Here is a 21,160-nt window from a genome sequence, read left to right on the forward strand (position 1 = left end):
TCCCATTCCGAACCCGGAAGCTAAGCCTGACAGCGCCGATGGTACTGCAACCGAAGGGTTGTGGGAGAGTAGGACACCGCCGAACTTACCTTGGAAGAGGGGCCTGGGCCCGGTTGAGACGCGAGTCTCCCGGCCCAGGCCCTTTTTCATGCCCGCAGACGGCTTCGCACAGCGCGAACGGACCGCTCGCGCCGGCACGAACAGACCGATCGCACCTGGCCCCGCCGCGAACGGACCGCTCGCGGCGGCATGAGTAGGTAGAGGCCTGTCGTGCGAAGCCTGCATCCCGCAGCCGGCCGACCCTCGGAGCAGCCCGAGCGGTCCGCTAGCTCGACTGGCGGCCATCGAGGCTGCCGCACGGCAGCGACACAAGAGCGCAAGCGGACAGTTCGCCCCCGGCCCTCCCGGCGCGAGTGGACTGTTCGCGCCCTGCCGGCCCGCGGAGAGGACCGCTCATACCCAGTCGGCCTGCGCGGCTGGTCCGTTCGTCCCCGCCAGCCGTGCGAGTGGACCGCTCGCGCCCCAACCCGCGCGAGCGGTCTACTCACTCCGACCCAAGGCAACAAAAAGGGCCGGAGCTCCACCGAGCCCCGGCCCTTCCCACCGACAACAACCAACCAACGAGCCCAACCGGCTACTTCAGCGCCGACCCGGCCTGCCAATCAGCCCAAGACTTCGACCAGTCACCGTACAGATCCCAAACCGGCAGCTGCGGCCCGCCCGAGTTGGTCACCTCCACGACGTCGCCCAACCCCATGTTCTGGAAGAACCACTGGGCGTTCGCCCCGTTGAGGTTGATGCAGCCGTGGGACACGTTCGAACTTCCCTGCTGCCCCACGCTGTTCGGGTTCTCGTGGACGAACTCGCCGTCGTTCGAAATGCGCTCCGACCACTTCTCGTTGGACCGGTACGCCTTCGGGTCCGGTGGGCAGACCCCGTACGTGCACGAGTCCATCGTGTAATTGGCCTGCTTGTCCGAAATGACGTGCGCGCCCAGGTGGGTGGGGGTGGCGTCCTTGCCCATCGAGATCGGCATCGACTTCACCATCGCGCCGTTGTGGAAGATCTGCATCTGCTCGGTGTTCCCGTCCGCCTTCGCGATCCAGGAATCGTGGACCTTGTACGTCTCCGTGCGGTCCTCCGCGCCGAACACCCCGCCGCCGAAGTCGACGCCGTAGATCTTCGCCGTCACCTTCAGCGTCGTTCCTGCCTTCCAGTACTCCTTGGGCCGGTAGTGGACGTTCGAGTCGTCGATCCAGTACCAGCTGCCCTCCTGCTTCGGCGTCGACTCCACCGTCAGGGCCTTCTCCACCGCCGCCTTGTTCTTGACGGCGATCTTGCCGAAGCTGAACACGATCGGCTGCCCGACGCCGACGCCCGTGCTCGCCACCGCGGACGGCGCCGGGATCAGGTTGGCGTTCGCCTGCTTCTTCGGCGCGATCGTGCTGATCTGGTTGTCCTGCTCGACCGCCTTGCCGTCGGCGCCCTGGGCGTGCGCGACGATCTTGTACGTCGCGCCGTAGCCGAGGGGCTCGGTCGTCGTCCAGCTCGCGCCGTCCGCGGCGAGCTTGCCGGCCACCTTGTTCCCCTTCGCGGTGTTGGTCACCGTCACGTCGAGGAGCTTCCCGTTGGCCGCCTTGACGACGACGGGCGTCGCCGGGTTCACCCCCGTGCCGCCCGCGGGCTCGAACGACACCGCCACCGGCGTCGTGGACGCCGACGCCGAACCGGACGCGGGCGCCCCACCGGCGGGCGAACCGCCGTCGTCGGACGAGCAGGCGGAAAGCAGCAGTGCTCCGGCGAGGATTCCGGCCACCGAAAGTAAAATCTTCTTGGGGAGCATATTGTCTCTTTTTGGGAATTGGAGTCGGCGGGCATTCGTCATTCAAAACTACGCGATAGCGATGACGTTCTTCCCGGCGGTTCGGTGCATCGGCGTGACGCGGATCACGTGACGACGAGGCCTGGTGCCCCGTAGAGTCCCGGCCCGCTCACCGAGATCCCGTCGAGGAACTCCCGCGCCGCCGAATACGCCTCTTCCGCCAGTGCTTCGGTGTGCCCGAAATCGAGCGGGTTCACACGTACCGGCGCCGGCCCCGGCAGGTACACCACCGGCACCGAAGCCGCCGCCACCGGCGCTTCCAGCACCGCCTGGTTCCGCATGCTGATCATCGCGGTGAACATGATCACCTCGGCGAACGTCCGCGGCGCGTCCGGCAGCTTCCCCGGGAACGCGCAGTCGAGCACTACCAGCGACTTCGCGCCCATCGCCAGTGCCTGGCGCATCGGCACATTGGCGACGAGCCCGCCGTCGTAGAGCAACCGCCCCTCGTGTTCCACCGGCGGGAAGATCCCCGGGATCGCGCAGCTGGCCAGCAGCGGCTCGAGCAGCCGCCCGGACCGGATCAGCAACGGCTCGGCCGTGTCGACCTGCGTCGTGACGACGCCGAGCGGCAGCGCGAGGTCCTCGAAGCGCGTTTCGGCGCCGAGGTGGTCGGCGATGATCCCGGTCAGGCCGCTGTTGGGGAACAGGTGCGTCTTGCTCTGCGTCAGCGTCCGGACGCGGCTCAGCACGCCGCCGGGGAACGCCTCGGCCCGCGTCATGTGCGCCCAGATGCCGTGCAGGCGCGGCAACGGGTCGTCGCCGGGCAGGGCGAGCACCGCCGCGTTGAGCGAGCCGACCGACGTGCCCGTCACCAGATCGGGCGACAGCCCGGCTTCGGCGAGCGCGCGCAGCATGCCGACCTGCATGGCGCCGAGGCTGCCGCCCCCGCCGAGGACGTACCCGATCGGCCGGGGAAGATCCGCGAGACTCATACCGCCGAATGTAGTAAGCCCGACTTTCGCGGGTCGTGCCGGCCGTGAGGACGGCGTTAGCCTGCTGGACGTGGCCGAGCTGGAGCTGCGCCATCTCAGGGCCGTCCGCGCCGTCGCGGACGGCGGCAGCGTGAGCCGGGCCGCGACCGTCCTCGGAGTCAGCCAGCCCGCGCTCACCGCGCAGCTCAAGCGGATCGAACGGATCCTCGGCGGCGACCTGTTCGTCCGCGGGCCCAGTGGTGTCCGCCCGACCGAGCTCGGCCGGTTCGTGCTCGCCCGCGCTGACGCGCTGCTGTCCGACATGCAGGCGCTCGTCGCGTCCGCGCGGTGCCACCGTGCAAGCGGGCCGGAAACGCTGCGGATCGGGTACGTGCCGCTGCTCATCATCGGCCGGTTCATCGAGGAGCTGGGGGAGCGGGACCTCGACGTCCAGACCTACGCCGAACCGGCGTCGCTGACGCTGCTGAAGCTGCTCTCGACCGGCCGCGTCGACGTCGCGCTGCTCGAACGCTTCGACGGCACCGAAGCACACCACTTCGCGGGCCTGACCGTCCGGACGCTCGCCACCGAGCCGATCTTCGTCGGGATCGCCGACGGGCACCCGGCGATCCGCGACGGCGTCGTCGACCTCGCCGACCTGGCCGGCTGCGACTGGATCCTCCCGCCCCCGCACGAAAACTGCGTGCGCGTGCGGTTCCTGCAGGCGTGCGCGGCGGCCGGGTTCAGCCCGCGCGTGCGGCACTTCACGTCGGAGGCGGGCACCGCCGGAACGCTCATCGCCCAGGGCGCGGTCTGCCTCGCGCAAGCGGCGTCGGCGCCACCGCCCGGGCTGGTCGCGCTGCCCCTGCGCGGCGACCCGCTGTGGACGACGCTGCTGTTCGCGACACGCGAGGACGACGCCCGCACGCCGACCACCGACGAGGTGTTCCGGTGCGCGGAAACCGCGTACACGGCGTCGCGGCAACGGAATCCGCACTTCGCGCGCTGGTGCGGGCTCGCGTCCGCTCGATAGGCGGCATAACGCCGGTGTTATCCCCGCTGGGATTACTGCCCGGCGCGGCAACGGGAGACGCTCACGAAGTCCCCACCTGTTGCCGACAAGGAGCAACGAATGCACTTCAGACGAGCGATGGCGCTCGGCGCGCTGTGCGTGGCCCTCACCGGCCTGCTCTCCCCGCCCGCGAGCGCGACGACCGAAGCGACGACGTTGTCGATCAGCCAGCTGGTCCAGGAACAGAACCAGTGGTGCTGGGCCGCGAGCGGCCTGACCATCGCGCGCTTCCTCGGCTACGGCACGAACATCAGCCAGAACACCTTCTGCGACTACTCGCGCGGCTACCCGGCCGGCTCGCAGTGCCCCAACCAGCCCGGCGAACTGACGTACGTCCAGCGCGGCTACCAGGCGCTCGGGCTGCGGCCGGGCACGGTGACCGGCGCGCTCGGCCTGGCGTCGGTGCAGACCGAGATCGGCGCGCGCCGGCCGATCGAGACGGGCATCTACTGGACCGCCGGCGGCGGGCACGCCCAGGTGATCTACGGCTACGACGCGAGCGGGCTCGTCTACTACGGCGACCCGTGGCCGAGCAGCCGGCGCTACAGCGCGATGGCGTACTCGAGCTACGTCCGCAACAGCCAGTTCCAGTGGGCGCAGTCCCTCTACCGGATCGGGGCGTGAGATGAACCTCTTCCGTGGATTGGGAGTGCTGCTCGCGGGTGCCGTGCTGGCGATCGGTTTCGGTGGCCCGGCTTCGGCTTCTTCGTCGTCCGACGACGACGTCGTCGCGGCGGTCCGGGCGGCGCAACCCCAGCTCTCGGCGTTCTACGGCCGGCTCGACCGGCGGACGGGCGCGGTGCCCGAGGTGGCGGGCGAGCCGGTGCGCGTGAACTCGCTGGATCCGGCGTTCGTCGCCGGGACACCGGGCGCGGCGCCGTCGACGTTCGCGTACTACGCGGTGCGCACGACGGCGGCGACGGGCCGCCAGGCGACGGTGTGGGTCGAGCGCGCGGCGGCCGGCTGGACCGCGACGAACTTCACGACGGGCACCGAGGAGCTGACGTACCCGGCGCAGGCCGGCGGCGACCTCGTGTTCACCGAGCCGCAGGTGAACGCGTGGTACCGGGTGCGCGACGGCCGCGTGCTGGCGCTCAACGACCCGGCCCGGCAGCGGGTCGGCGAGGGCATGACGGTGACGGCGTACCAGCGGCTGGTGCACCGCCTGTACGGCGACAAGCTGCCCGGCTCGGCGTACCGGGCGCAGGGGAAGCTGGGCGGGTACGACCTGGCGGCCGCGCCGGTTCCGGCGCCGGACAAGGGAACCTGGCCGTTCGTCGCCGGCGGGGCGCTGCTGGCGCTCGGCTTGGTCGGCTGGGCCACCGGCAAGGCGGCGCGCGCCCGCCGCTGACGCCGGGAGGGTGCGGCTCGGGTTGGCTCGGGCCGCACCCTCGTGGGCCGGGGTTGGCGTCGGACGCGAGCGCCCCAATGTGGCCTTGGGTGCGTGGGACGCAACCAATGTGGCCTTGGGTGCCTGGGACGCAACCAATGTGGCCTTGGGGCGCTTGTGAACCGGAGGTACGGCCGGCGCGGGGGAGTGAGGTTGGGCGGGGGAGCGGCGCGCGGGGAGCCGGCGGACTTGCGGTGCGCCGGCGGCCTCAGGGGACCTTTTCCGGCTCCGGCTCGCGTTCCGCGGCCGCCAGGGCCTTCCGCTTCTTCATGCGCAGCAAGAAGAACACCGTCACCGCCGCGAGCGCGCCCACCACGATCAAGCCGCCCGTGTTCAGCGCACCCTCGATCCTCTTTGCCGCTTCGCCCAACGCCGCGCCGATGCTGATGTGCACCAGGGACCAGCAGAACGCTCCCGCCGCCGCGGCCGGCAGGAACTTGCCGAACCGCAGGCCCGATGTCCCCGCCGCCGCCGGGGTCAGCGTGCGGATCACCGGCAGGAACCGCGCGAAGAACACCGCCCACGCGCCACGGCGTTCCAGCACCGACGTCGCCTTGTCCCACGCGTCCAGGCCGTACTTGCGGATCAGCTTCGTCTCGCGCAGCCGGGGCCCGAAGCGGCGGCCGATCGCGTAGCCGAGCGCGTCACCCGCCGTCGCGCACAGCGTGACCACCAGCCAGAGCACCACGAACCGGGACGGGGTGTTCGCCGTCGTCGCCGCGATCAGGAGTCCCGATTCGCCCGGGGCCAGGAAACCCAGCCCGATCGTGCATTCGGCGAACACCAGGCCGCCGGTCGCCGCGACGAGGCCCGGTTCCGGGAGTCCTTGCAACCAGCTGAGGAGGTCCGAAACCAGGGCCATGCCCGCCACTTTACCGATCCTTTAAGGACCATGGGGTGACGTGCGTCACCGCGCCAGCAGCGACGCCGCCTCCTGCGCGGCCGGCCCTTCGGCGGCCAGGTGGGCCAGGTTCTCCGGCAGGTCCTCGCCGCGGTGCGCCTTCGTCTGGGCGTAGAGCCGTCCCGCGCGGTAGGACGACCGGACCAGCGGTCCGGCCATGACGCCCGCGAAGCCCATCGCTTCCGCAGCCTGGGAGTGCTCGACGAACTCCTCCGGCTTCACCCACCGGTCCACCGGGTGGTGCCGGGCAGAGGGACGCAGGTACTGCGTGATCGTCAGGATCTCGCACCCCGCGTCGACCAGGTCCTGCATCGCCGGGGCGACCTCGTCCGGGGTCTCGCCCATGCCCAGGATCAGGTTCGACTTCGTCACCAAACCCGCCTCACGCGCCGCAGTGATGACCTCCAACGACCGCGCGTACCGGAAACCGGGACGGATCCGCTTGAAGATCCGCGGCACCGTCTCCACATTGTGCGCCAAGACCTCCGGCCGCGACCCGAACACCTCAGCCAACTGCTCAGAGTCCGCGTTGAAGTCCGGAATCAGCAACTCGACCCCGGTACCGGGGTTCAAGTCGTGGATTTGACGGACGGTCTCCGCGTACAGCCAAGCGCCGCCATCCTCAAGGTCATCCCGGGCGACACCGGTGACCGTCGAGTACCGCAAGCCCATCGCCTGCACCGACTCCGCGACCTTCCGCGGCTCAGTACGGTCCAACGCAGCAGGCTTACCCGTGTCGATCTGACAGAAATCACACCGCCGGGTGCATTGGTCGCCGCCAATGAGGAACGTGGCCTCACGGTCTTCCCAGCACTCGTAAATGTTGGGACAACCGGCCTCTTCACACACCGTGTGCAAACCCTCGCGGCGAACCAGGCCCTTGAGTTCGGTGAACTCCGGCCCCATCCGCACCCGCGTCTTGATCCACGACGGCTTCTTCTCGATCGGCGTCTCACTGTTGCGAACCTCGAGACGCAGCAGCTTCCGGCCTTCTGGCGCAGCACTCACGCCCTCAACCGTACGCCCGTCCGGGCTACGCGGGGTCGGGGGTGATACCCGTCAGCTTCGCCGTCAGCTCCCACAACGCCGACCCCAGCGACTCGCTGCGCGCGGCGGCCACGGTCGGCACGCGAGCCGGGTATCCGCGCATGTTGCCGAGGCCGCGGGGGCCGAAGTAGCTGCCGCCTTCGACGCCGTCCGCCGTGGCCGCGTACAGCTGCGGGAGGGCGCCGATGCGGGTGTTCTGGGCGAAGAGCGTCTCGCCGATGCGGTGGCCGCCCGCGATCAGCGAGCGCACCACCGGGTTCGAGTACGAGCGAGCCATGCCGCTGCCGAGCCCGGTCGCGGTGTAGCCCGGGTGGGCGGCGACGCTGATCACGGCGGAGCCGGCCGCGCGCAGGCGGCGGTCCAGTTCGAGCGCGAACACCTGGCAGGCGAGCTTCGACTGCCCGTACGCGGCGGCCGCGTTGTAGCGGCGGTGGTCGCCGTTCGGGTCGTCGAGGTGGATGCGGGCGCCGACGGCGGCCAGGCTCGACAGCGTGACCACGCGGCCGCGCAGCGCGGGCATCAGCAGCCACGTCAGCGCCGCGTGGCCGAGGTAGTTGGTGCCGAACTGCAGCTCGAAGCCGTCGGCGGTGCGGCCGCGGGCGGTCGCCATCACGCCGGCGTTGTTGACCAGGACGTCCAGGGCGTCGCCGGTCAGGTCCCGGGCCGACGCGGCGGCCGCGCGCACCGAGGCGAGCTCGCTCAGGTCCAGTGGGATGAGCTCGGGCCCGGCGCCCGCGGCGGCGGCCTTGACGATCTTCAGTGCCTTCGCCCCGCGTTCGGCGGAGCGGCAGGCGAGGAGCACGCGAGCCCCCTTGCTCGCGAGCACCTCGGCGGTGCGCAGCCCGAGTCCCGAGTTCGCCCCGGTGACCAGTGCGGTCCGGCCGGTCTGGTCGGGGATGTCGGCGTCGGTCCAGCGCTCCGTCATACGTGTTCTTTACACCGTTTACGCACTGGGCGCGAGCAGGCGCCGCAGGTGTCCCATCATCGGGGTGCGGCGGCGGGTGTCCGCACGGCTCGTGCGCAGCAGCGCCTCGAGCGCGTAACCCACCTTGGTGATCTCTTCGGCCGGCTCGCGCGGGTCGGCGAGCCCGGCCGTGACGGCGAGCATCCGCAGCTCGCCCTCGTGCATCCGGCGCAGCGACGCGTGCCGCTCGTAGGCCCCGTCGAGTACCGCGCGCAGCGTCTCGTGCTCTTCGGCGGCGGAACGCCACGCACGGGTGACGGCGTCGACGTGGTCGCCGAGGCCGTCGGCGTCGTCCGGGTCGGTGACCTCGGCGCGCAGGCGGCCGCTCAGCGTCCTGGTCCACTGGTACTGCAGCGCCAGCAGGACGTTCTCCTCGGTGCCGAAGTGCTCTTCGGCGCCGGGGACCTCCTCCAGCGGCAGCGGCTCGGCCGGGTTGCGGCCCGCCAGGCGGACGGTGGCTTCGAGGATTTCCTGACGTCGGTAGAAGTCGGTCCAGCTCATCGTGTGGCTCCCCTTCCGTGGCCCGGGTCATACCGCGGGTCTGCGGCATACTCCCGGTACGGACCTGACGACGCGAACATACCATGAGTACGGAGAGATCCTCCGGGCGTAAGGTTGTGAAGGTGGCGACAATGAGGTCCAGACGACTCGACTACTCCGAGTCGACGCGGTCGGCGCTCGTCGACAGCGCGGTCGAACTGTTCACCAAGCGCGGGTACGCGGGTACCTCGCTGGACGAGATCGCCAAACGCGCCCGCGTCACGAAAGGCGCGCTCTACCACCACTTCAGCGGCAAGCAAGCCCTCTTCGAAGCCGCGTTCGACCAGGTCGAAAGCCTCGTCTACGACCGCCTCGACAAGATCATGAACGGCGACGGCACGCCGTGGGAACGCGCGCTCGGCGGGCTCAACGCCTTCATCCGCGCCTGCCTTGACCCCGCCTACCAGCGGATCGCCATCCACGAGGCACCGGTCGTCATGGGCTGGGAACGCTGGCGCGAAGCCGAGGAGCGGTGCAGCTTCGGGCTCGTCCGCTCCGGGCTGCAGTCACTGATCGACGCGGGCGAGGTCGAACCCGTGCCGGTCGAGGTGACCGCGCGGCTGCTGTTCGGCGCGCTGTCGAGCGCGGCGACCGAAATCGCCAGCTCGCCCGACCCGAAGAAGGTCGGCGCCGAGATCGAGGACGTCATCGTCCGCATGCTGGTACGGCTGCGGCGCACGGAGCCCGACGTCTCTATAGGCTGACTTTCGTGGACTTGAGGATCTTCACCGAGCCCCAGCAGGGGGCCAGCTACGACGACCTGCTGCGTGTCGCGAAGGCGACCGAAGCCGCCGACTACGACGCCTTCTTCCGCAGCGACCACTACCTGAAGATGGGCTCGGCCGACGGCCTGCCCGGCCCGACCGACGCGTGGATCACCCTCGCCGGCTTGGCCCGCGAGACCAGCCGGATCCGGCTCGGCACGCTCGTCACCGCGGCGACGTTCCGGCACCCGGGCCCGCTGGCCATCTCCGTCGCGCAGGTCGACCAGATGTCCGGTGGCCGCGTCGAGTTCGGCCTCGGCTCCGGCTGGTACGACGCCGAGCACGAGGCGTACGGCCTGACGCTGCCGCCGCTCAAGGAGCGGTTCGACCGCTACGCCGAGCAGCTCGAGATCGTCACCGGGCTGTGGAAGACGCCGGCCGGGTCGACGTTCTCCTTCAAGGGCGAGTACTACACGCTCACGGACTCGCCGGGCCTGCCGAAGCCCGCGCAGTCGCCGGCGCCGCCGGTGATCGTCGGCGGCCAGGGCAAGAAGCGCACCCCGCAGCTGGCGGCCAGGTTCGCGGACGAGTTCAACCTGCCGTTCGTGGACGCCGACGCGGCGGCCGCGCAGTTCGCCCGCGTCGACGCCGCGGCCGAGGCGATCGGCCGCGACCCCAAGGAGATCCTGCGGTCGGTGGCGCTGACCGTCGCCGTCGGCCGCTCCGAGGAGGAGGTCGCGCGGCGGGCGGCCGCCATCGGGCGGGACCTCACCGAGCTGCGGGCGAACGGCCTGGCCGGGACGCCCGCCGAGGTCGTCGACCGGATCGGGCAGTGGCGGGAGAAGACCGGGATCACCCGCGTCTACCTGCAGCTGCTGGACCTGGCGGACCTGGACCAGATCGACCTGATCGCCGCCGAGATCGCACCGCAGCTGGACTGAGCAGCCCCGTTTTCCACGCTAGCGGAACGGTCCGACAGTTCCGCCGGCGTCGAGCCGGGCCGGCCTCCTGGTGTCCACAGGAGGCCGGCCCGGTTTCAGTTCTGCAGGGCGAAGGTGACGCCGGGGGCCTCGGGCGCCGCCGGGCGGGGGAGCCAGCGGTCCTCGCTCACCGGGAGCTCGCCTTCGAGCGCCGCCAAGACCGCGTCGCGGGCCAGCGGCAGCACCGCTTCCACGCTCACGTCCCGCTGCAGCTCATACGACAGCGACGTCACGCCCGCGTCGCGGATGCCGCACGGGACGATGCTGTCGAACGCCGCCAGGTCGGCGTTGCAGTTCAGCTCGAAGCCGTGCATCGTCACGCCGCGCTGGACGCGGATGCCGATCGCCGCGATCTTGCGCTCGATGCCGCGGTCGTCCGCCGGGATCCAGACGCCGCTGCGGCCCTCCACCCGGCCGCTGTGCACGCCGAGCTGGTCACAGACGTGGATCAGCGCCTCCTCCAGCCGCCGCACGTAGTGGACGACGTCGATCGGGTCGCCGAGCTTCACGATCGGGTAGCCGACCAGCTGGCCGGGGCCGTGCCAGGTGATCTTGCCGCCGCGGTCGACGTCGATCACCGGCGTGCCGTCGGCCGGGCGGTCGGCGGGCTCGGTGCGCTTGCCCGCGGTGTACACCGACGGGTGCTGCAGCAAAAACATCGTGTCCGGCGCGGTGCCGTCGGCGCGCTCGGTGAGCCGGCTGCGCTGGAGCTCCCAGGCTTCGGTGTAGTCGATCGTGCCGAGCTCCCGGACTTCGACGGGCTCGGTGCTGGCGCGGCAGGAGGAACGGGAAGAACTCACCCGTCGAGGCTACGCCCGTCACCCGGCGGAAGCAGCCGCAAGGCGCACGCTGAGAGCAGCCCGACACCGGTCACCGCCAGCACTGCGCCGATCGTGTCCGACACCCAGTGCACGCCCAGCAGCACCCGGCAGGCGGCGCACACCACGATCGCCACCGCGGAAGCCAGGAGGACCCGCTTCACCAGCCGCGGCCACAGCCACGCGCACAGCAGCACCAGCACGAACCCCGTGCTCGCCACCGACGTCACGTGGCCGCTCGGGTAGCTCAGGTCCGGGTAGTCGCGCGGGCGCTCCCGCAGGAAGAGCGGCTTGGCCACGACGCTGGTCAGCCGGCACAGCAGCAGCACGACGGCCAGCCGCACGCACAACCCCGTGTGCTGCCGCTGCCGCAGCGCCAAGGCGAGCAGCGCCGCGCCGAGAATCCAGGGGAGCACCGGGCCGAGGACGTCGCTGCCGATCTGCGCCGCGGTGCCAAGCGGCTGCGTGTACACGCCGTGGAGGGCGTTCGCCACCTGGGAATCGAGCGTCAGCGGCTGCCGCGCGACGCCGAGCCCGAGCGCGACGAACGCCGCCGCCAGCGCGAGGCCGACGACGAGCCAGCGCTTGAGCGGGACCGTCATGCCGCGGCGAGCGCTCGGTCCAGCGTCGGGTGGCGGAACGCGTACCCGGACCGCTCCAGCACGGCGGGGACGGCTCGCTGCCCGAACAGCGCCATCTCCTCCCCGGCCTGGCCGAGCACGGCCTTGAGCGCGACGCCCGGCACCCACCACGGCGCCGGGCGGTGCAGGGCGCGGCCGACCGCGCGGGTGAACTCGGCGTTGGTCACCGGTTCCGGGCCGGTCAGGTTCACCGGCCCCGAAACGTCGTTCGCCAGGACGTGGGCGATCGCGCCGGCCTCGTCCTCGAGCGAGATCCACGACATGTACTGGCGGCCGTCGCCGAGGCGGCCGCCCAGGCCGAGCCGGAAGAGCGGCCGCAGCGTGCCGTAGAGGCCGCCCTTCGCCGACAGCACCAGCCCGGTCCTGAGGTGCACGACCCGCGCGTCGCCCGCCGGCGCCGTCGCGGCTTCCCAGGCTTCGCAGAGCTCGGCGAGGAACCCCTGCCCGCGCGGCGCCGATTCGTCCACAGTGGACCCGTGAGTGTGGCCGTAGTAGCCGACGGCCGAAGCGTTGACGAGCACGCCGATCCCGTGTTCGGCGACGGCTTCGGCGAGCACCTCGGTCGGTTCGACCCGGCTGTCGGTGAGCTCCTGCTTGCGCATCGCGCTCCACCGGCCGGGGAACAGGCGCTTGCCGCCGAGGTTCACGACGGCGTCCACGCCTTCGAAGGCGCCGTCCGCGATGGTGCCGGACGGCGGGTCCCACTGGAATTCCCCGCCGCCGCGCGCTTCCCGCCGCACCAGCCGGCGGACTTCGTGCCCGTCGCCCAGCAGGCGCTCGCCCAGCGCCGACCCGATCAAGCCGCTCGCTCCGGCGATGAGTACTCGCATGCCCCGATCGTTGCGCATCCGCTGCGCGACCGCACTCCCGGACACGGCGAAGGCCGCCACGGAAAGTCCGTGGCGGCCTTCGTCAGCGGAAACCTCAGAGGCCGAGTTCGCCCTCGAAGTTGCCCTCTTCCAGGCGCTGCTTGATCGTCGTCAGGAAGCGGCCCGCGTCGGCCCCGTCCACCAGGCGGTGGTCGTAGGTCAGCGGCAGGTACGCCATCGACCGGATCGCGATCGTGTCGTTGCCGTCGGCGTCCGCGATGACCACCGGGCGCTTGACGACCGCGCCGGTGCCGAGGATGCCCGACTGCGGCTGCACGATGATCGGCGTGTCGAACAGCGCGCCGACGCTGCCGATGTTCGTGATCGAGAACGTGCCGCCCGACAGCTCGTCCGGCTTGATCTGGCCCGACCGCGCGCGGCCCGCCAGGTCGGCGATCCGGTGCGCGAGCCCGGCCAGGCTCAGCTCGCCCGCGTCGTGGATCACGACCGAGAGCAGCCCGCGCTCGGTGTCCACCGCGATGCCCAGGTGCACGGCGCCGTGGTAGGTGATCTCCTTCGTGTCCTCGTTGTAGGACGCGTTGACGTTCGGGTGCTGCTTGAGCGCCTCGACCGTGGCCTTCGCGAAGAACGGCAGGAACGTCAGGTTGACGCCCTCGCGCTCCTTGAAGGCCGCCTTCGCGCGCTGGCGCAGCTTGGCGATCTTCGTGACGTCGACCTCCTGGACCTGCGTGAGCTGCGCGGCGATCTGCAGCGACTCGCGGGTCTTGGTGGCCGTGATCTGGCGGATCCGGCTGGCCTTCTGCACCGTGCCGCGCAGCGCGGCCAGTTCCGGCGACACCGAAGGCGCCGGACGCGCGGCCGGAGCCGACGGGGCGGCGGCCGCCGCGGGAGCGGCGGCGGGCGCCGGGGCCTGCTGCTTCTGCTTCTCCTCGGCCGCGGCCAGGACGTCCTGCTTGCGGATCCGGCCGCCGACGCCGCTGCCGGTCAGCGACGCGAGGTCGATGCCGTGCTCCGACGCGAGCTTGCGGACCAGCGGGGTGACGTACGGGCCGTCCGCCGAGCCGTCCTTCGCCGCGGCGGCCGGGGCCGCCTCGGCCGCCTTCGCCGCGGGCGCGGCCTGCGGCTCGGGCTTCGGTTCCGGCTTGGGCTCGGGCTTGGCCTCCTGGACCGGCTCGGGCTTCGGCTCCGGCTTGGGTTCCGGCTTCGGCTCGGGCTTGGGTTCCGGCTTCGCTTCGGCCTTCGGCGCCGCGTTCGCGTCGCCGATCACCGCCAGGACGCCGCCGACCTCGACGGTCTCGTCCTCGCCCGCGCGGATCTCCAGCACCGTGCCGGCGACCGGCGACGGCACCTCGGTGTCGACCTTGTCGGTGGAGATCTCGAGCAGCGGCTCGTCGACCTCGACCGAGTCGCCGACCGCCTTCAGCCAGCGCGTGACGGTGCCCTCGGTGACGCTCTCGCCCAGCTCGGGCAGCTTCACCTCGGTGCCTTCACCACCGGCGGCCGGCGCGGTGTCCGGCTTGCTCGGCGCGCTGTCGGCGGCCTGCGGCGCGGACTCCTCCTGCGCGGGCTCCGGCTCGGACTTCTGCTCCTCCTGCGCGGGGGCGGAGGACTCGGGCACGCCGCCGGACCCGTCGTCGATCACGGCGAGCTCGCCGCCGACCTCGACGGTCTCGTCCTCCTGGGCGCTGATCTTCACGACCGTGCCCGCCACCGGGGAGGGCACCTCGGTGTCGACCTTGTCGGTCGAGATCTCGAGCAACGGCTCGTCGACCTCGACGGTGTCGCCCTCCTGCTTAAGCCACCGGGTGACGGTGCCTTCGGTGACGCTCTCCCCGAGCTCCGGCAATGTGACGGAGTAGGCCATCGTTCGCTGACTCCTCTTCCAAGTTCTGCGTGGTCTGGATTCTGCTGGTGGGACGTCAGCTGTGCACGTGCAGCGGCTTCCCCGCGAGGGCGAGGAACGCTTCACCGAGGGCCTCGGTCTGGGTGGGGTGCGCGTGGATGAGCGGCGCGACGTCCTCGGGGAACGCCTCCCAGCTGTAGATCAGCTGCGCTTCGCCGATCAGCTCGCCGACGCGGTCGCCGACCATGTGGACGCCCACGACCGGGCCGTCCGGGGCCTTGACCAGCTTGACCCCGCCGGAGGTCTTGAGGATCTGGCTCTTGCCGTTGCCGCCGAGGTCGTAGGTGAACGTCGTGACGTCGGCGCCGTACTTGTCCTTCGCCTGCGACTCGGTCAGCCCGACCGACGCGACCTCCGGGTGCGAGTAGGTGACCCGCGGGATGCCGCTCTCGTCGATGACGCGCGGGTTCTGCCCGGCGATCTCCTCGGCGACGAAGATGCCCTGCTGGAAGCCGCGGTGGGCGAGCTGCAGGCCGGGGACGATGTCGCCGACGGCGTAGACGTTCGGCAGGTTGGTGCGCAGCCGCTCGTCGGTGAGGACGAAGCCGCGCTCGATCTTGACGCCGGCCTCCTCGTAGCCGTGGCCCGCCGAGTTCGGCCCGCGGCCGACGGCGACCAGCAGCAGGTCGGCCTCGATGGTCTCGCCGGACTCCAGCGAGACGCTCACGCCGTTGTCGTCCTGCTTCGCGCCGGTGAACTTCACGCCGGTCTTGAAGGCGATCTTGCGGCGGCGGAAGGCGCGCTCGAGCTGCTTGGACGCGAACTCGTCCTCGTTCGGGACCAGCCGCGGCAGCGCCTCGACGATGGTGACGTCCACGCCGAAGGAGGCCCAGACACTCGCGAACTCGACGCCGATCACGCCGCCGCCCAGCACCACGACCTTCTTGGGGACGTAGTCCAGGGCCAGGGCCTGCTCGCTGGCGATGATGCGGCCGCCCAGCTCCAGGCCGGGCAGCGTGCGCGAGTACGAGCCGGTGGCGAGGATGACGTTCTTGCCGGTGTAGCGGGTGCCGTCCACCTCGACGGTCGTGCCGCCGACGAACGTGCCGGCGCCCTCGACGAGGTTCACCTTGTGCGCCTTGGCCAGGCCCTGCAGGCCCTTGTACAGGCGGGCGACGATGCCGTCCTTGTACTTGTTGACCCCGGCGATGTCGATGCCCTCGAAGGCGGCCTTGACGCCGACGGCTTCGGCGTCACGGGTCTCGTCGGCGACCTCGGCGGCGTGGAGCAGGGCCTTGGTCGGGATGCAGCCCCGGTGGAGGCAGGTCCCGCCCAGCTTGTCCTTCTCGATCAGCGTGACGGAAAGGCCCAGCTCGGCCGCGCGGAAAGCCGCGGCGTAGCCGCCCGATCCGCCTCCCAGGATCACAAGGTCGGCGGAGGTGTCGGTCACTTCAATAACTCCTCGGCAAGCGGTGGGGTGGTGCTCTGTCGCCGCGCGCGCCCGGTATAACCGCGCGCGCGACATCCGCCATCTTGTCACTACGCCGGACGGGGCTGCGACCTAGCCGGGTGTGCGACGCCGACCACACGCGGACATCGGGATAATGAGTGGCGTAGGTCTCGGGAGGGAAGGTGGTCGTGGTGGGGCTCTTCGACTCGCTGCGCAGGCGGGCCAAGGGTGGTCAGCGGGCCGGTACGCTGCGGAAAGCCAGCTCCGAGGACACTCGGCACCTGGAGGAGTGGGTGGCCTCCCGGCGGGGTGTCGAGGCCTTCGTCGAGCCGAAGACGAACGTCACCGAGACCACTGTGGTGTTGATCGCCCACGACGGCGAGTGGACCCGGCGCCGCATCGGCAGCCTGGAGGCGGCCCAGCAGTTCGGCCACCGCCGGTCGATCCCGGTGTACGAGGTCGCGCGGGTCGGGTACCCGAAGCGGATGCGCGAGTACACCGAGCGGAAGAAGCGCGGGCAGGTCTAAAGCTCGATCCGGCCGACGACCTCGCCGTTGAAGGTCTGGCCGGTCGGTCTGAAGCCCAGCTTGAGGTAGAACTCCTCCGGCCCGCCCGCAGCGGGGATCCACAGCACCGTGGCGGTCGTGTTGCCCCGCCGCCGGGCCTCCTCCAGGACCGTCTCGACCGCGAACCGGCCGTAGCCGCGGCCCTGGACGCCCGCCCCCACGTTCAGCCGCCAGATCCCGCACCGGAAGAAGTCCAGCTCGGCGCCCGGGTCGAAGCCGCCCATCACGAACGCCACCGGTTCGCCGTCGTCCAGGATCAGCCGGGGCCAGGCCACCGCGGGCTGCGTGTACGCCTCCGCCAGCGAAACCGCGACCGGGGCGACGAAGTCCCGCTGGTGCGGCTCGACGGCCAGCTGGCACGCGGCGGCGACGTTGGCCGGGGTGATCGTCTCCGCGGTGAGGGTGGTCACCGGGTCCAACCTAGCCTGCCTGGGCGAGCAGGGTGGCGTGCTTGACCAGCGCCGCGCGGAACGACGGGTGGACCGTCGTGCCCAGCACCGGGTCGACCTCGACGACGTGCCCGGCCGACAGCAGCAGCACGGCGGGGTCGGCGAGGACCACCACGCCGCCGTCGGCCCGCAGCTCGGCGGTGCCGAGCAGCCGCGGGAAGACCACGTCGGCGGGCAGGCCGTCGCAGGTGCGCAGGAACTCGCGGAGGTCGGCCGGCAGCTCGACGCCCAGGCGCAGCTCCGCCGAGCGGATCGCCGCCTCCGATGCCGGGGGAGGGAGGGTGGTCCGGCCGCGCAGGAGCGGCCCGGGTCGCCGTTCCGCCGGGGTCGCACGGGGTGGGAGCCGGGAGTCCGCGGTGCCGGGGAGCGGCCCGGGCGGCGCCGAGGTTTCGCCGGAGGGGAGCGGTCCGGGTCGGGCCGGGGTTCCGCCGGGGTCCGCTTCGCGCAGGCGCATGATCTCCGCGATCAGGTCCGGCCAGCTGCCCAGCTCCGGCGGATACCGCTCGTGCAGGGCAGCGATCAGCGCGCCCGCGCAGGCCGGGGCCCAGTCCCGCAGGCCGAGCGGGTCCGCGCCCGCGACCAGCGCCGGGGCCAACGCACGCGTTGCCGCCAGCGTCGCCACGTCCGGGTGCGGCCCGGCGAGGGAAGCCCAAAGCTCCAGATCGCCGTCGGCGAGGGCCGTGCGCACCCGGTCCGGGCGGGCCGGCGCCACCTGCTCGACCACCTCCGCGACCAGGCCCGGCGGCAGGACACCCGCCAGGTCGGAGACCGGACGACGCAACGACACCGCGTGCGCGCGCTCCTCGGCGTCGAGGTCGAGCGGGGGCAGGCCCTCGGCCCAGCCCGGCCGCCCGCCGCGCGCCTCGAACAGCATCGCCCAGGCGCGCGCCCGCACCGGGTCGGTGGCCAGCGCGGTCACCGGCCGTTCGGTCCGGGCCAGCCACTGGGTGACCAGCCGGTCGGCTTCGTCGGCGACACCGGCGACCGCGAGCAGCAAGGCCGCGTAACCCACCTGGTCGTCGACGCGCGCCTCGGGCGCCGTCAGGACGTCGCGGACCGCCGCTTCGAGGTAGTCCTGCACCCCGCCGACCCTAGCCCAGCGCCTGCTGCGCCCCCGGGTGCAGCGGGACCGGGTCGGTCCGCGGCGCCAGCTGCTTCGTGATCTCCTTCGCCGCCGGGTGGACCTTCGCCAGCTCCGCCTGCTTGTCGAAGATCAGCTTGGTGATCGCGCACGCGTTGCCCGCCGGGAAGTCCTCGCGCACCAGCAGGAGGTTGGGCACGACGACCGTCGGCACGTCCGACGGCTGCGCGTAGGTGGCCGCCGGGATCACGCCCTGGGCGTAGACCTCGTTGACCTGCTTGAGCTTCGGCAGCAACGGTGTGATGTCGAGGAACTTCACCTTGTCCTTCAACGCCGTGGTGATGTCGGTGATCTGCGCGGTCGGCAGGCCGCCGGACCAGACGAGCCCGTCGAGCGTCCCCGCCTTCATGCCGTCCGCGGTCTTGGCGAGGTCGAGCCGCTGCGCCTGGACGTCGGTGTCCTTCAACCCGGCCGCCTGCAGCAGCCGGTTGGCGATCACCTCGGTGCCGGACTTCGGCGAGCCCGTCGAGATCCGCTTGCCGCGCATGTCGGCGATCGAGTTGATCCCGGCGTCCGTCCGCACCAGGACCTGCGTCGAGTTCGGGTAGATCCGGGACAGTGCCTGGATCTTCTGCGGCTTGCCGTCGAAGGACCCCTTGCCGCGCACGGCGTCCGCCGCGGTGTCGGCGAGGGAGAACGCGACGTCGTAGGTGCCCGCCACCAGCTGCTGGATGTTCTGCACCGACGCGCCGGTTTCCGCGGCCGTCGCGCGCAGCTTGGTGTTGGTGCTGATCAGCTGGGCCAGCCCGCCGCCCAGCACGTAGTAGACGCCGCCGCTGTTGCCGGTGGCGATGGTGATCCGCCCTTCGCCCGCTTCGCAGGATTGCGCCCCGCTCGCGGCGGGGGAGTCGGTCTGCTGCTTCCCGCCGCAGCCGGTGGCGGCCAGTGCCAGCACCGCGATCGCGGCCAATGCGCGTTTCATGCTGTCCTCCTCTTGACGACGGCGTGGGCGAGCACGGCGGCGGCGCCGAACGCGGCGCCGACCGCGATCGGCACCGGCTCCAGGTAGAGCAGGCACAGGGCGGCCGGCACGAACAGCAGCCGCACTCCCACGCTGACCGGCCCGAACAGCCAGCCCCCGGTCACCACCGCGAGCGCGGCGACGGCCACCGCGGACACCGCCGCGACCCACAGCACGGTGACCACGTCGGACTGCAGCAGCAGCGCGGCGCCGTTGTCGGTCAGCACGAACGCGATCGGCACCAGGAACGCGGGCAGCGTGTACTTCCAGCACTGCCACATGGTTCCGAGCACCGACCCGCCGGTGATGGCCGCCGACGCCACGGCGGCGAGCGCGGTCGGCGGCGTGACCTCGGAAAGCACGGCGTAGTAGAAGATGAACATCGCGCGCTCGGCGTCGGCCACCCCCAGCGATTCCAGCGCCGGGCCGATCACCACCCACGCGATGATGAAGCTGGCGGTGACCGGCACCGCGAGCCCGAGCACGCCGACCGCGACGGCCGAGAGCAGCACCGTCAGGATGAGGATGAGCGTGCCGTTGTCGGTGAGCGCGCCGGCCAGTTCCACCAGCGCGTCGGCCAGTTCGAGGCCGAGCCCGGTCTTGGTGATGGTCGAGGTGATCACGCCGGCCGCCGCGCACACCGCGATCACCGGCAGCGCCCCGCGCACCCCGGCCGAGAGCGCGTCCACCATGTCCTTCGCCCACCCGCGCGCGTCGTGGCGGCGGGCGACGAGCGCGAACAGCGCGGCGACGCCGGTGGCGTAGACGACCGCGGCGAACGGCGGGATGTCCAGTGCGAGGAACACGACGATGATCGCGAGCGACAGGAAGTGGTAACCGCCGCGCAGCAGCAGCTTCCACGGGTCGCCGTGCGGGACGTCGACGGGCTCGGCCTTGAAGCGCCGCGCGTCGGCTTCCATCGCGAAGACGATGCCGAGGTAGTAGAGCAGCGTCGGGACGGTCGCCCAGATCAGCACGGTCAGGTACGACGTCTGCAGGTACTCGGCGATGATGAACGCGGCGGCGCCCAGCGTCGGCGGCGAAAGGATGGCCCCGATGCCGGACGCGGCGAGCAGCCCGCCCGCGTTTTCCTTGGGGTAGCGGGCTTTCTTGAGGATCGGCCAGGTGATCGAGCCGAGGCTGACGGCGGTCGCGGTGCCCGAGCCCGAGACCGTGCCGAGCAGGAAGCCCGACAGGACGGTGGTCCGTCCCGGCGCCGTCCGGGACTTGTGGAAGGCGGCGAACGAGATGTCCACGAAGAACTGCCCCGCGCCGGAGGCGTTCAGGACGGCGCCGTAGAGGGTGAACAGCACGATGTAGCTGCCCGCGACGTCGAGCGGGGTGCCGTAGAAGCCGCTGGCGTCGTTGTAGAGGGCGTTGACGATCTGGCTGAAGTCGATGCCGGCGTGCGCGATGCCCCAGTTCTGCGGGAGGTAGCCGCCGTAGTAGGCGTAGGCGAGGAAGAGCAGGCAGACGATCGGCAGCACCAGCCCGGTAGTCCGGCGGGTGGCTTCGAGGATGAGCACGAGCAGCAGCGCGCCGGCCACGACGTCCAGCGGGGACAGGGTGCCCTGGCGGTCCAGGAAGTCGTCGTACCCGACGAGCACGGGGTAGAGGCCGACGGCGAGGGCGGTTGCGGCCAGCGCCCAGTCGGTCCAGCCGGGGTCGTCACGGCCGCGCAGCCGCGGGCGGTAGCAGAGGAAGACCAGCGGCAGCGTCACGCCGAGGAAGAGCACGAGGTAGAACTGGTTGCCCTTGGCGAAGGGGAAGAACACCTGCTTGAGCACCAGCACGGCGACGGCCAGCGCGACGAAGTAGACGACGCGGTCGGGGACGCGGGAAAGGGTGCGCGCCGGGCGTTCTTCGTCGTGCTCGGCGGCGATCGCGGCGGAAGTGTCCTCTTCGACCGGCCCGGTGGTCACCCGGCCACGGTACGGTGTCGCGGATCACACCGAAACCGGCAAAGGGATCATCCACGCCAGACCGGTCGTGAGTGAGAAACAGGGTTAGAAGCGTCAGCCCGCTCGTCGTGATCAGTGCGGCCAGGAACCCCAGTAGCAGACGCAT

General features: G+C 71.4%; 21 protein-coding genes and 1 rRNA gene. 7 read left to right on the forward strand and 15 right to left on the reverse strand.

Going from position 1 to position 21,160, the window contains the following annotated elements; genetic code table 11:
* A 5S ribosomal RNA gene (gene rrf, locus AB0J40_RS47030) occupies positions 1 to 85 on the forward strand; the annotation flags it as partial.
* A gap of 549 nt (positions 86 to 634) precedes the next feature.
* On the opposite strand, the gene AB0J40_RS47035 is transcribed toward rrf, so the two are convergent.
* Positions 635 to 1,843, reverse strand: coding sequence for an Ig-like domain-containing protein (locus tag AB0J40_RS47035; protein WP_364467120.1), 1,209 nt, complete (start codon positions 1,841 to 1,843; stop codon positions 635 to 637).
* A gap of 104 nt (positions 1,844 to 1,947) precedes the next feature.
* Positions 1,948 to 2,817, reverse strand: coding sequence for a patatin-like phospholipase family protein (locus tag AB0J40_RS47040; RefSeq protein ID WP_364467122.1), 870 nt, complete (start codon positions 2,815 to 2,817; stop codon positions 1,948 to 1,950).
* Positions 2,818 to 2,887: 70 nt separating this feature from the next.
* Between AB0J40_RS47040 and AB0J40_RS47045 the strand changes: the two genes are divergently transcribed.
* The 3 genes from AB0J40_RS47045 (at position 2,888) to AB0J40_RS47055 (ending at position 5,219) form a co-directional block, all read left to right on the forward strand.
* Positions 2,888 to 3,829, forward strand: coding sequence for a LysR family transcriptional regulator (locus AB0J40_RS47045; RefSeq protein ID WP_364467124.1), 942 nt, complete (start codon positions 2,888 to 2,890; stop codon positions 3,827 to 3,829).
* A gap of 99 nt (positions 3,830 to 3,928) precedes the next feature.
* Positions 3,929 to 4,492, forward strand: coding sequence for a papain-like cysteine protease family protein (locus tag AB0J40_RS47050; RefSeq protein ID WP_364467126.1), 564 nt, complete (start codon positions 3,929 to 3,931; stop codon positions 4,490 to 4,492).
* A 1-nt stretch (position 4,493) separates the two neighbouring features.
* The gene (locus AB0J40_RS47055; RefSeq protein ID WP_364467128.1) at positions 4,494 to 5,219 is read left to right on the forward strand and encodes a hypothetical protein; all 726 of its coding nucleotides are present in this window, start codon (positions 4,494 to 4,496) and stop codon (positions 5,217 to 5,219) included.
* Positions 5,220 to 5,466: 247 nt separating this feature from the next.
* Here AB0J40_RS47055 and AB0J40_RS47060 read toward each other — a convergent pair whose 3' ends face one another.
* From AB0J40_RS47060 to AB0J40_RS47075, 4 genes are read right to left on the reverse strand one after another with little or no spacing between them, the layout of a single operon-like run.
* Positions 5,467 to 6,120, reverse strand: a complete 654-nt coding sequence (locus AB0J40_RS47060; RefSeq protein ID WP_364467130.1) for a DedA family protein — start codon at positions 6,118 to 6,120, stop codon at positions 5,467 to 5,469.
* A 45-nt stretch (positions 6,121 to 6,165) separates the two neighbouring features.
* A complete protein-coding gene (lipA, locus tag AB0J40_RS47065) occupies positions 6,166 to 7,167 on the reverse strand; it encodes a lipoyl synthase (RefSeq protein WP_364467132.1) in 1,002 nt (333 codons plus the stop codon).
* Positions 7,168 to 7,192: 25 nt separating this feature from the next.
* Positions 7,193 to 8,131, reverse strand: a complete 939-nt coding sequence (locus tag AB0J40_RS47070) for an oxidoreductase (RefSeq protein WP_364467134.1) — start codon at positions 8,129 to 8,131, stop codon at positions 7,193 to 7,195.
* A gap of 18 nt (positions 8,132 to 8,149) precedes the next feature.
* Entirely contained in the window at positions 8,150 to 8,671 is a 522-nt protein-coding gene (locus tag AB0J40_RS47075; protein WP_364467136.1) for a hypothetical protein, read from the reverse strand.
* 131 nt (positions 8,672 to 8,802) lie between these two features.
* Between AB0J40_RS47075 and AB0J40_RS47080 the strand changes: the two genes are divergently transcribed.
* On the forward strand, positions 8,803 to 9,414 hold the full coding sequence (locus AB0J40_RS47080; RefSeq protein WP_364467137.1) for a TetR/AcrR family transcriptional regulator: 612 nt from the start codon (positions 8,803 to 8,805) through the stop codon (positions 9,412 to 9,414).
* A 5-nt stretch (positions 9,415 to 9,419) separates the two neighbouring features.
* Positions 9,420 to 10,355 (forward strand): LLM class F420-dependent oxidoreductase, encoded by a 936-nt coding sequence (locus AB0J40_RS47085; protein WP_364467139.1) that lies wholly within the window; start codon positions 9,420 to 9,422, stop codon positions 10,353 to 10,355.
* Between the two features lie 95 nt (positions 10,356 to 10,450).
* Here the strand turns inward: AB0J40_RS47085 and lipB are convergent, their stop codons facing one another.
* The 5 genes from lipB to lpdA all read right to left on the reverse strand — a co-directional run bounded on the left by lipB (position 10,451) and on the right by lpdA (position 15,976).
* Positions 10,451 to 11,194, reverse strand: a complete 744-nt coding sequence (lipB, locus tag AB0J40_RS47090; protein ID WP_364467141.1) for a lipoyl(octanoyl) transferase LipB — start codon at positions 11,192 to 11,194, stop codon at positions 10,451 to 10,453.
* On the reverse strand, positions 11,191 to 11,814 hold the full coding sequence (locus AB0J40_RS47095) for a phosphatase PAP2 family protein (protein ID WP_364467143.1): 624 nt from the start codon (positions 11,812 to 11,814) through the stop codon (positions 11,191 to 11,193). The genes lipB and AB0J40_RS47095 overlap by 4 nt, the downstream gene beginning before the upstream one ends.
* Positions 11,811 to 12,683, reverse strand: a complete 873-nt coding sequence (locus AB0J40_RS47100) for a TIGR01777 family oxidoreductase (protein WP_364467145.1) — start codon at positions 12,681 to 12,683, stop codon at positions 11,811 to 11,813. The genes AB0J40_RS47095 and AB0J40_RS47100 overlap by 4 nt, the downstream gene beginning before the upstream one ends.
* A 94-nt stretch (positions 12,684 to 12,777) precedes the next feature.
* Positions 12,778 to 14,547, reverse strand: coding sequence for a 2-oxoglutarate dehydrogenase, E2 component, dihydrolipoamide succinyltransferase (gene sucB, locus AB0J40_RS47105; protein WP_364467147.1), 1,770 nt, complete (start codon positions 14,545 to 14,547; stop codon positions 12,778 to 12,780).
* A 55-nt stretch (positions 14,548 to 14,602) separates the two neighbouring features.
* A complete protein-coding gene (gene lpdA, locus AB0J40_RS47110; protein WP_364467149.1) occupies positions 14,603 to 15,976 on the reverse strand; it encodes a dihydrolipoyl dehydrogenase in 1,374 nt (457 codons plus the stop codon).
* Positions 15,977 to 16,158: 182 nt separating this feature from the next.
* Here lpdA and AB0J40_RS47115 point away from each other — a divergent pair, with 182 nt between their 5' ends.
* On the forward strand, positions 16,159 to 16,503 hold the full coding sequence (locus tag AB0J40_RS47115; RefSeq protein ID WP_364467151.1) for an oxidoreductase: 345 nt from the start codon (positions 16,159 to 16,161) through the stop codon (positions 16,501 to 16,503).
* Here AB0J40_RS47115 and AB0J40_RS47120 read toward each other — a convergent pair.
* The 4 genes from AB0J40_RS47120 to AB0J40_RS47135 are packed head-to-tail and all read right to left on the reverse strand — an operon-like array spanning position 16,500 to position 21,015.
* Positions 16,500 to 16,952 carry a GNAT family N-acetyltransferase gene (locus AB0J40_RS47120; protein ID WP_364467153.1) on the reverse strand — a complete coding sequence of 151 codons (453 nt, stop codon included), beginning with the start codon at positions 16,950 to 16,952 and terminating at the stop codon, positions 16,500 to 16,502. The two genes, AB0J40_RS47115 and AB0J40_RS47120, sit on opposite strands and share 4 nt — an antisense overlap.
* A gap of 10 nt (positions 16,953 to 16,962) precedes the next feature.
* The gene (locus tag AB0J40_RS47125) at positions 16,963 to 18,072 is read right to left on the reverse strand and encodes an SMI1/KNR4 family protein (RefSeq protein WP_364467154.1); all 1,110 of its coding nucleotides are present in this window, start codon (positions 18,070 to 18,072) and stop codon (positions 16,963 to 16,965) included.
* 10 nt (positions 18,073 to 18,082) lie between these two features.
* Positions 18,083 to 19,054 carry a TAXI family TRAP transporter solute-binding subunit gene (locus AB0J40_RS47130; RefSeq protein ID WP_364467156.1) on the reverse strand — a complete coding sequence of 324 codons (972 nt, stop codon included), beginning with the start codon at positions 19,052 to 19,054 and terminating at the stop codon, positions 18,083 to 18,085.
* Positions 19,051 to 21,015: a TRAP transporter fused permease subunit gene (locus AB0J40_RS47135; RefSeq protein ID WP_364467158.1), complete on the reverse strand. Its 1,965-nt coding sequence runs from the start codon at positions 21,013 to 21,015 to the stop codon at positions 19,051 to 19,053. The genes AB0J40_RS47130 and AB0J40_RS47135 overlap by 4 nt, the downstream gene beginning before the upstream one ends.
* Positions 21,016 to 21,160 lie beyond the last annotated feature (145 nt).

The sequence above is a fragment of the Amycolatopsis sp. NPDC049691 genome (assembly GCF_040675005.1).
Lineage (GTDB): Bacteria > Actinomycetota > Actinomycetes > Mycobacteriales > Pseudonocardiaceae > Amycolatopsis.

Coding starts and splice junctions, on each gene's coding strand:
- AB0J40_RS47035 (WP_364467120.1), bottom strand. CDS start 1,843: ATGCTCCCCAAGAAGATTTTACTTTCGGTGGCCGGAATCCTCGCCGGA.
- AB0J40_RS47040 (WP_364467122.1), bottom strand. CDS start 2,817: ATGAGTCTCGCGGATCTTCCCCGGCCGATCGGGTACGTCCTCGGCGGG.
- AB0J40_RS47050 (WP_364467126.1), top strand. CDS start 3,929: ATGCACTTCAGACGAGCGATGGCGCTCGGCGCGCTGTGCGTGGCCCTC.
- AB0J40_RS47055 (WP_364467128.1), top strand. CDS start 4,494: ATGAACCTCTTCCGTGGATTGGGAGTGCTGCTCGCGGGTGCCGTGCTG.
- AB0J40_RS47060 (WP_364467130.1), bottom strand. CDS start 6,120: ATGGCCCTGGTTTCGGACCTCCTCAGCTGGTTGCAAGGACTCCCGGAA.
- AB0J40_RS47070 (WP_364467134.1), bottom strand. CDS start 8,131: ATGACGGAGCGCTGGACCGACGCCGACATCCCCGACCAGACCGGCCGG.
- AB0J40_RS47075 (WP_364467136.1), bottom strand. CDS start 8,671: ATGAGCTGGACCGACTTCTACCGACGTCAGGAAATCCTCGAAGCCACC.
- AB0J40_RS47080 (WP_364467137.1), top strand. CDS start 8,803: ATGAGGTCCAGACGACTCGACTACTCCGAGTCGACGCGGTCGGCGCTC.
- AB0J40_RS47095 (WP_364467143.1), bottom strand. CDS start 11,814: ATGACGGTCCCGCTCAAGCGCTGGCTCGTCGTCGGCCTCGCGCTGGCG.
- AB0J40_RS47100 (WP_364467145.1), bottom strand. CDS start 12,683: ATGCGAGTACTCATCGCCGGAGCGAGCGGCTTGATCGGGTCGGCGCTG.
- sucB (WP_364467147.1), bottom strand. CDS start 14,547: ATGGCCTACTCCGTCACATTGCCGGAGCTCGGGGAGAGCGTCACCGAA.
- AB0J40_RS47130 (WP_364467156.1), bottom strand. CDS start 19,054: ATGAAACGCGCATTGGCCGCGATCGCGGTGCTGGCACTGGCCGCCACC.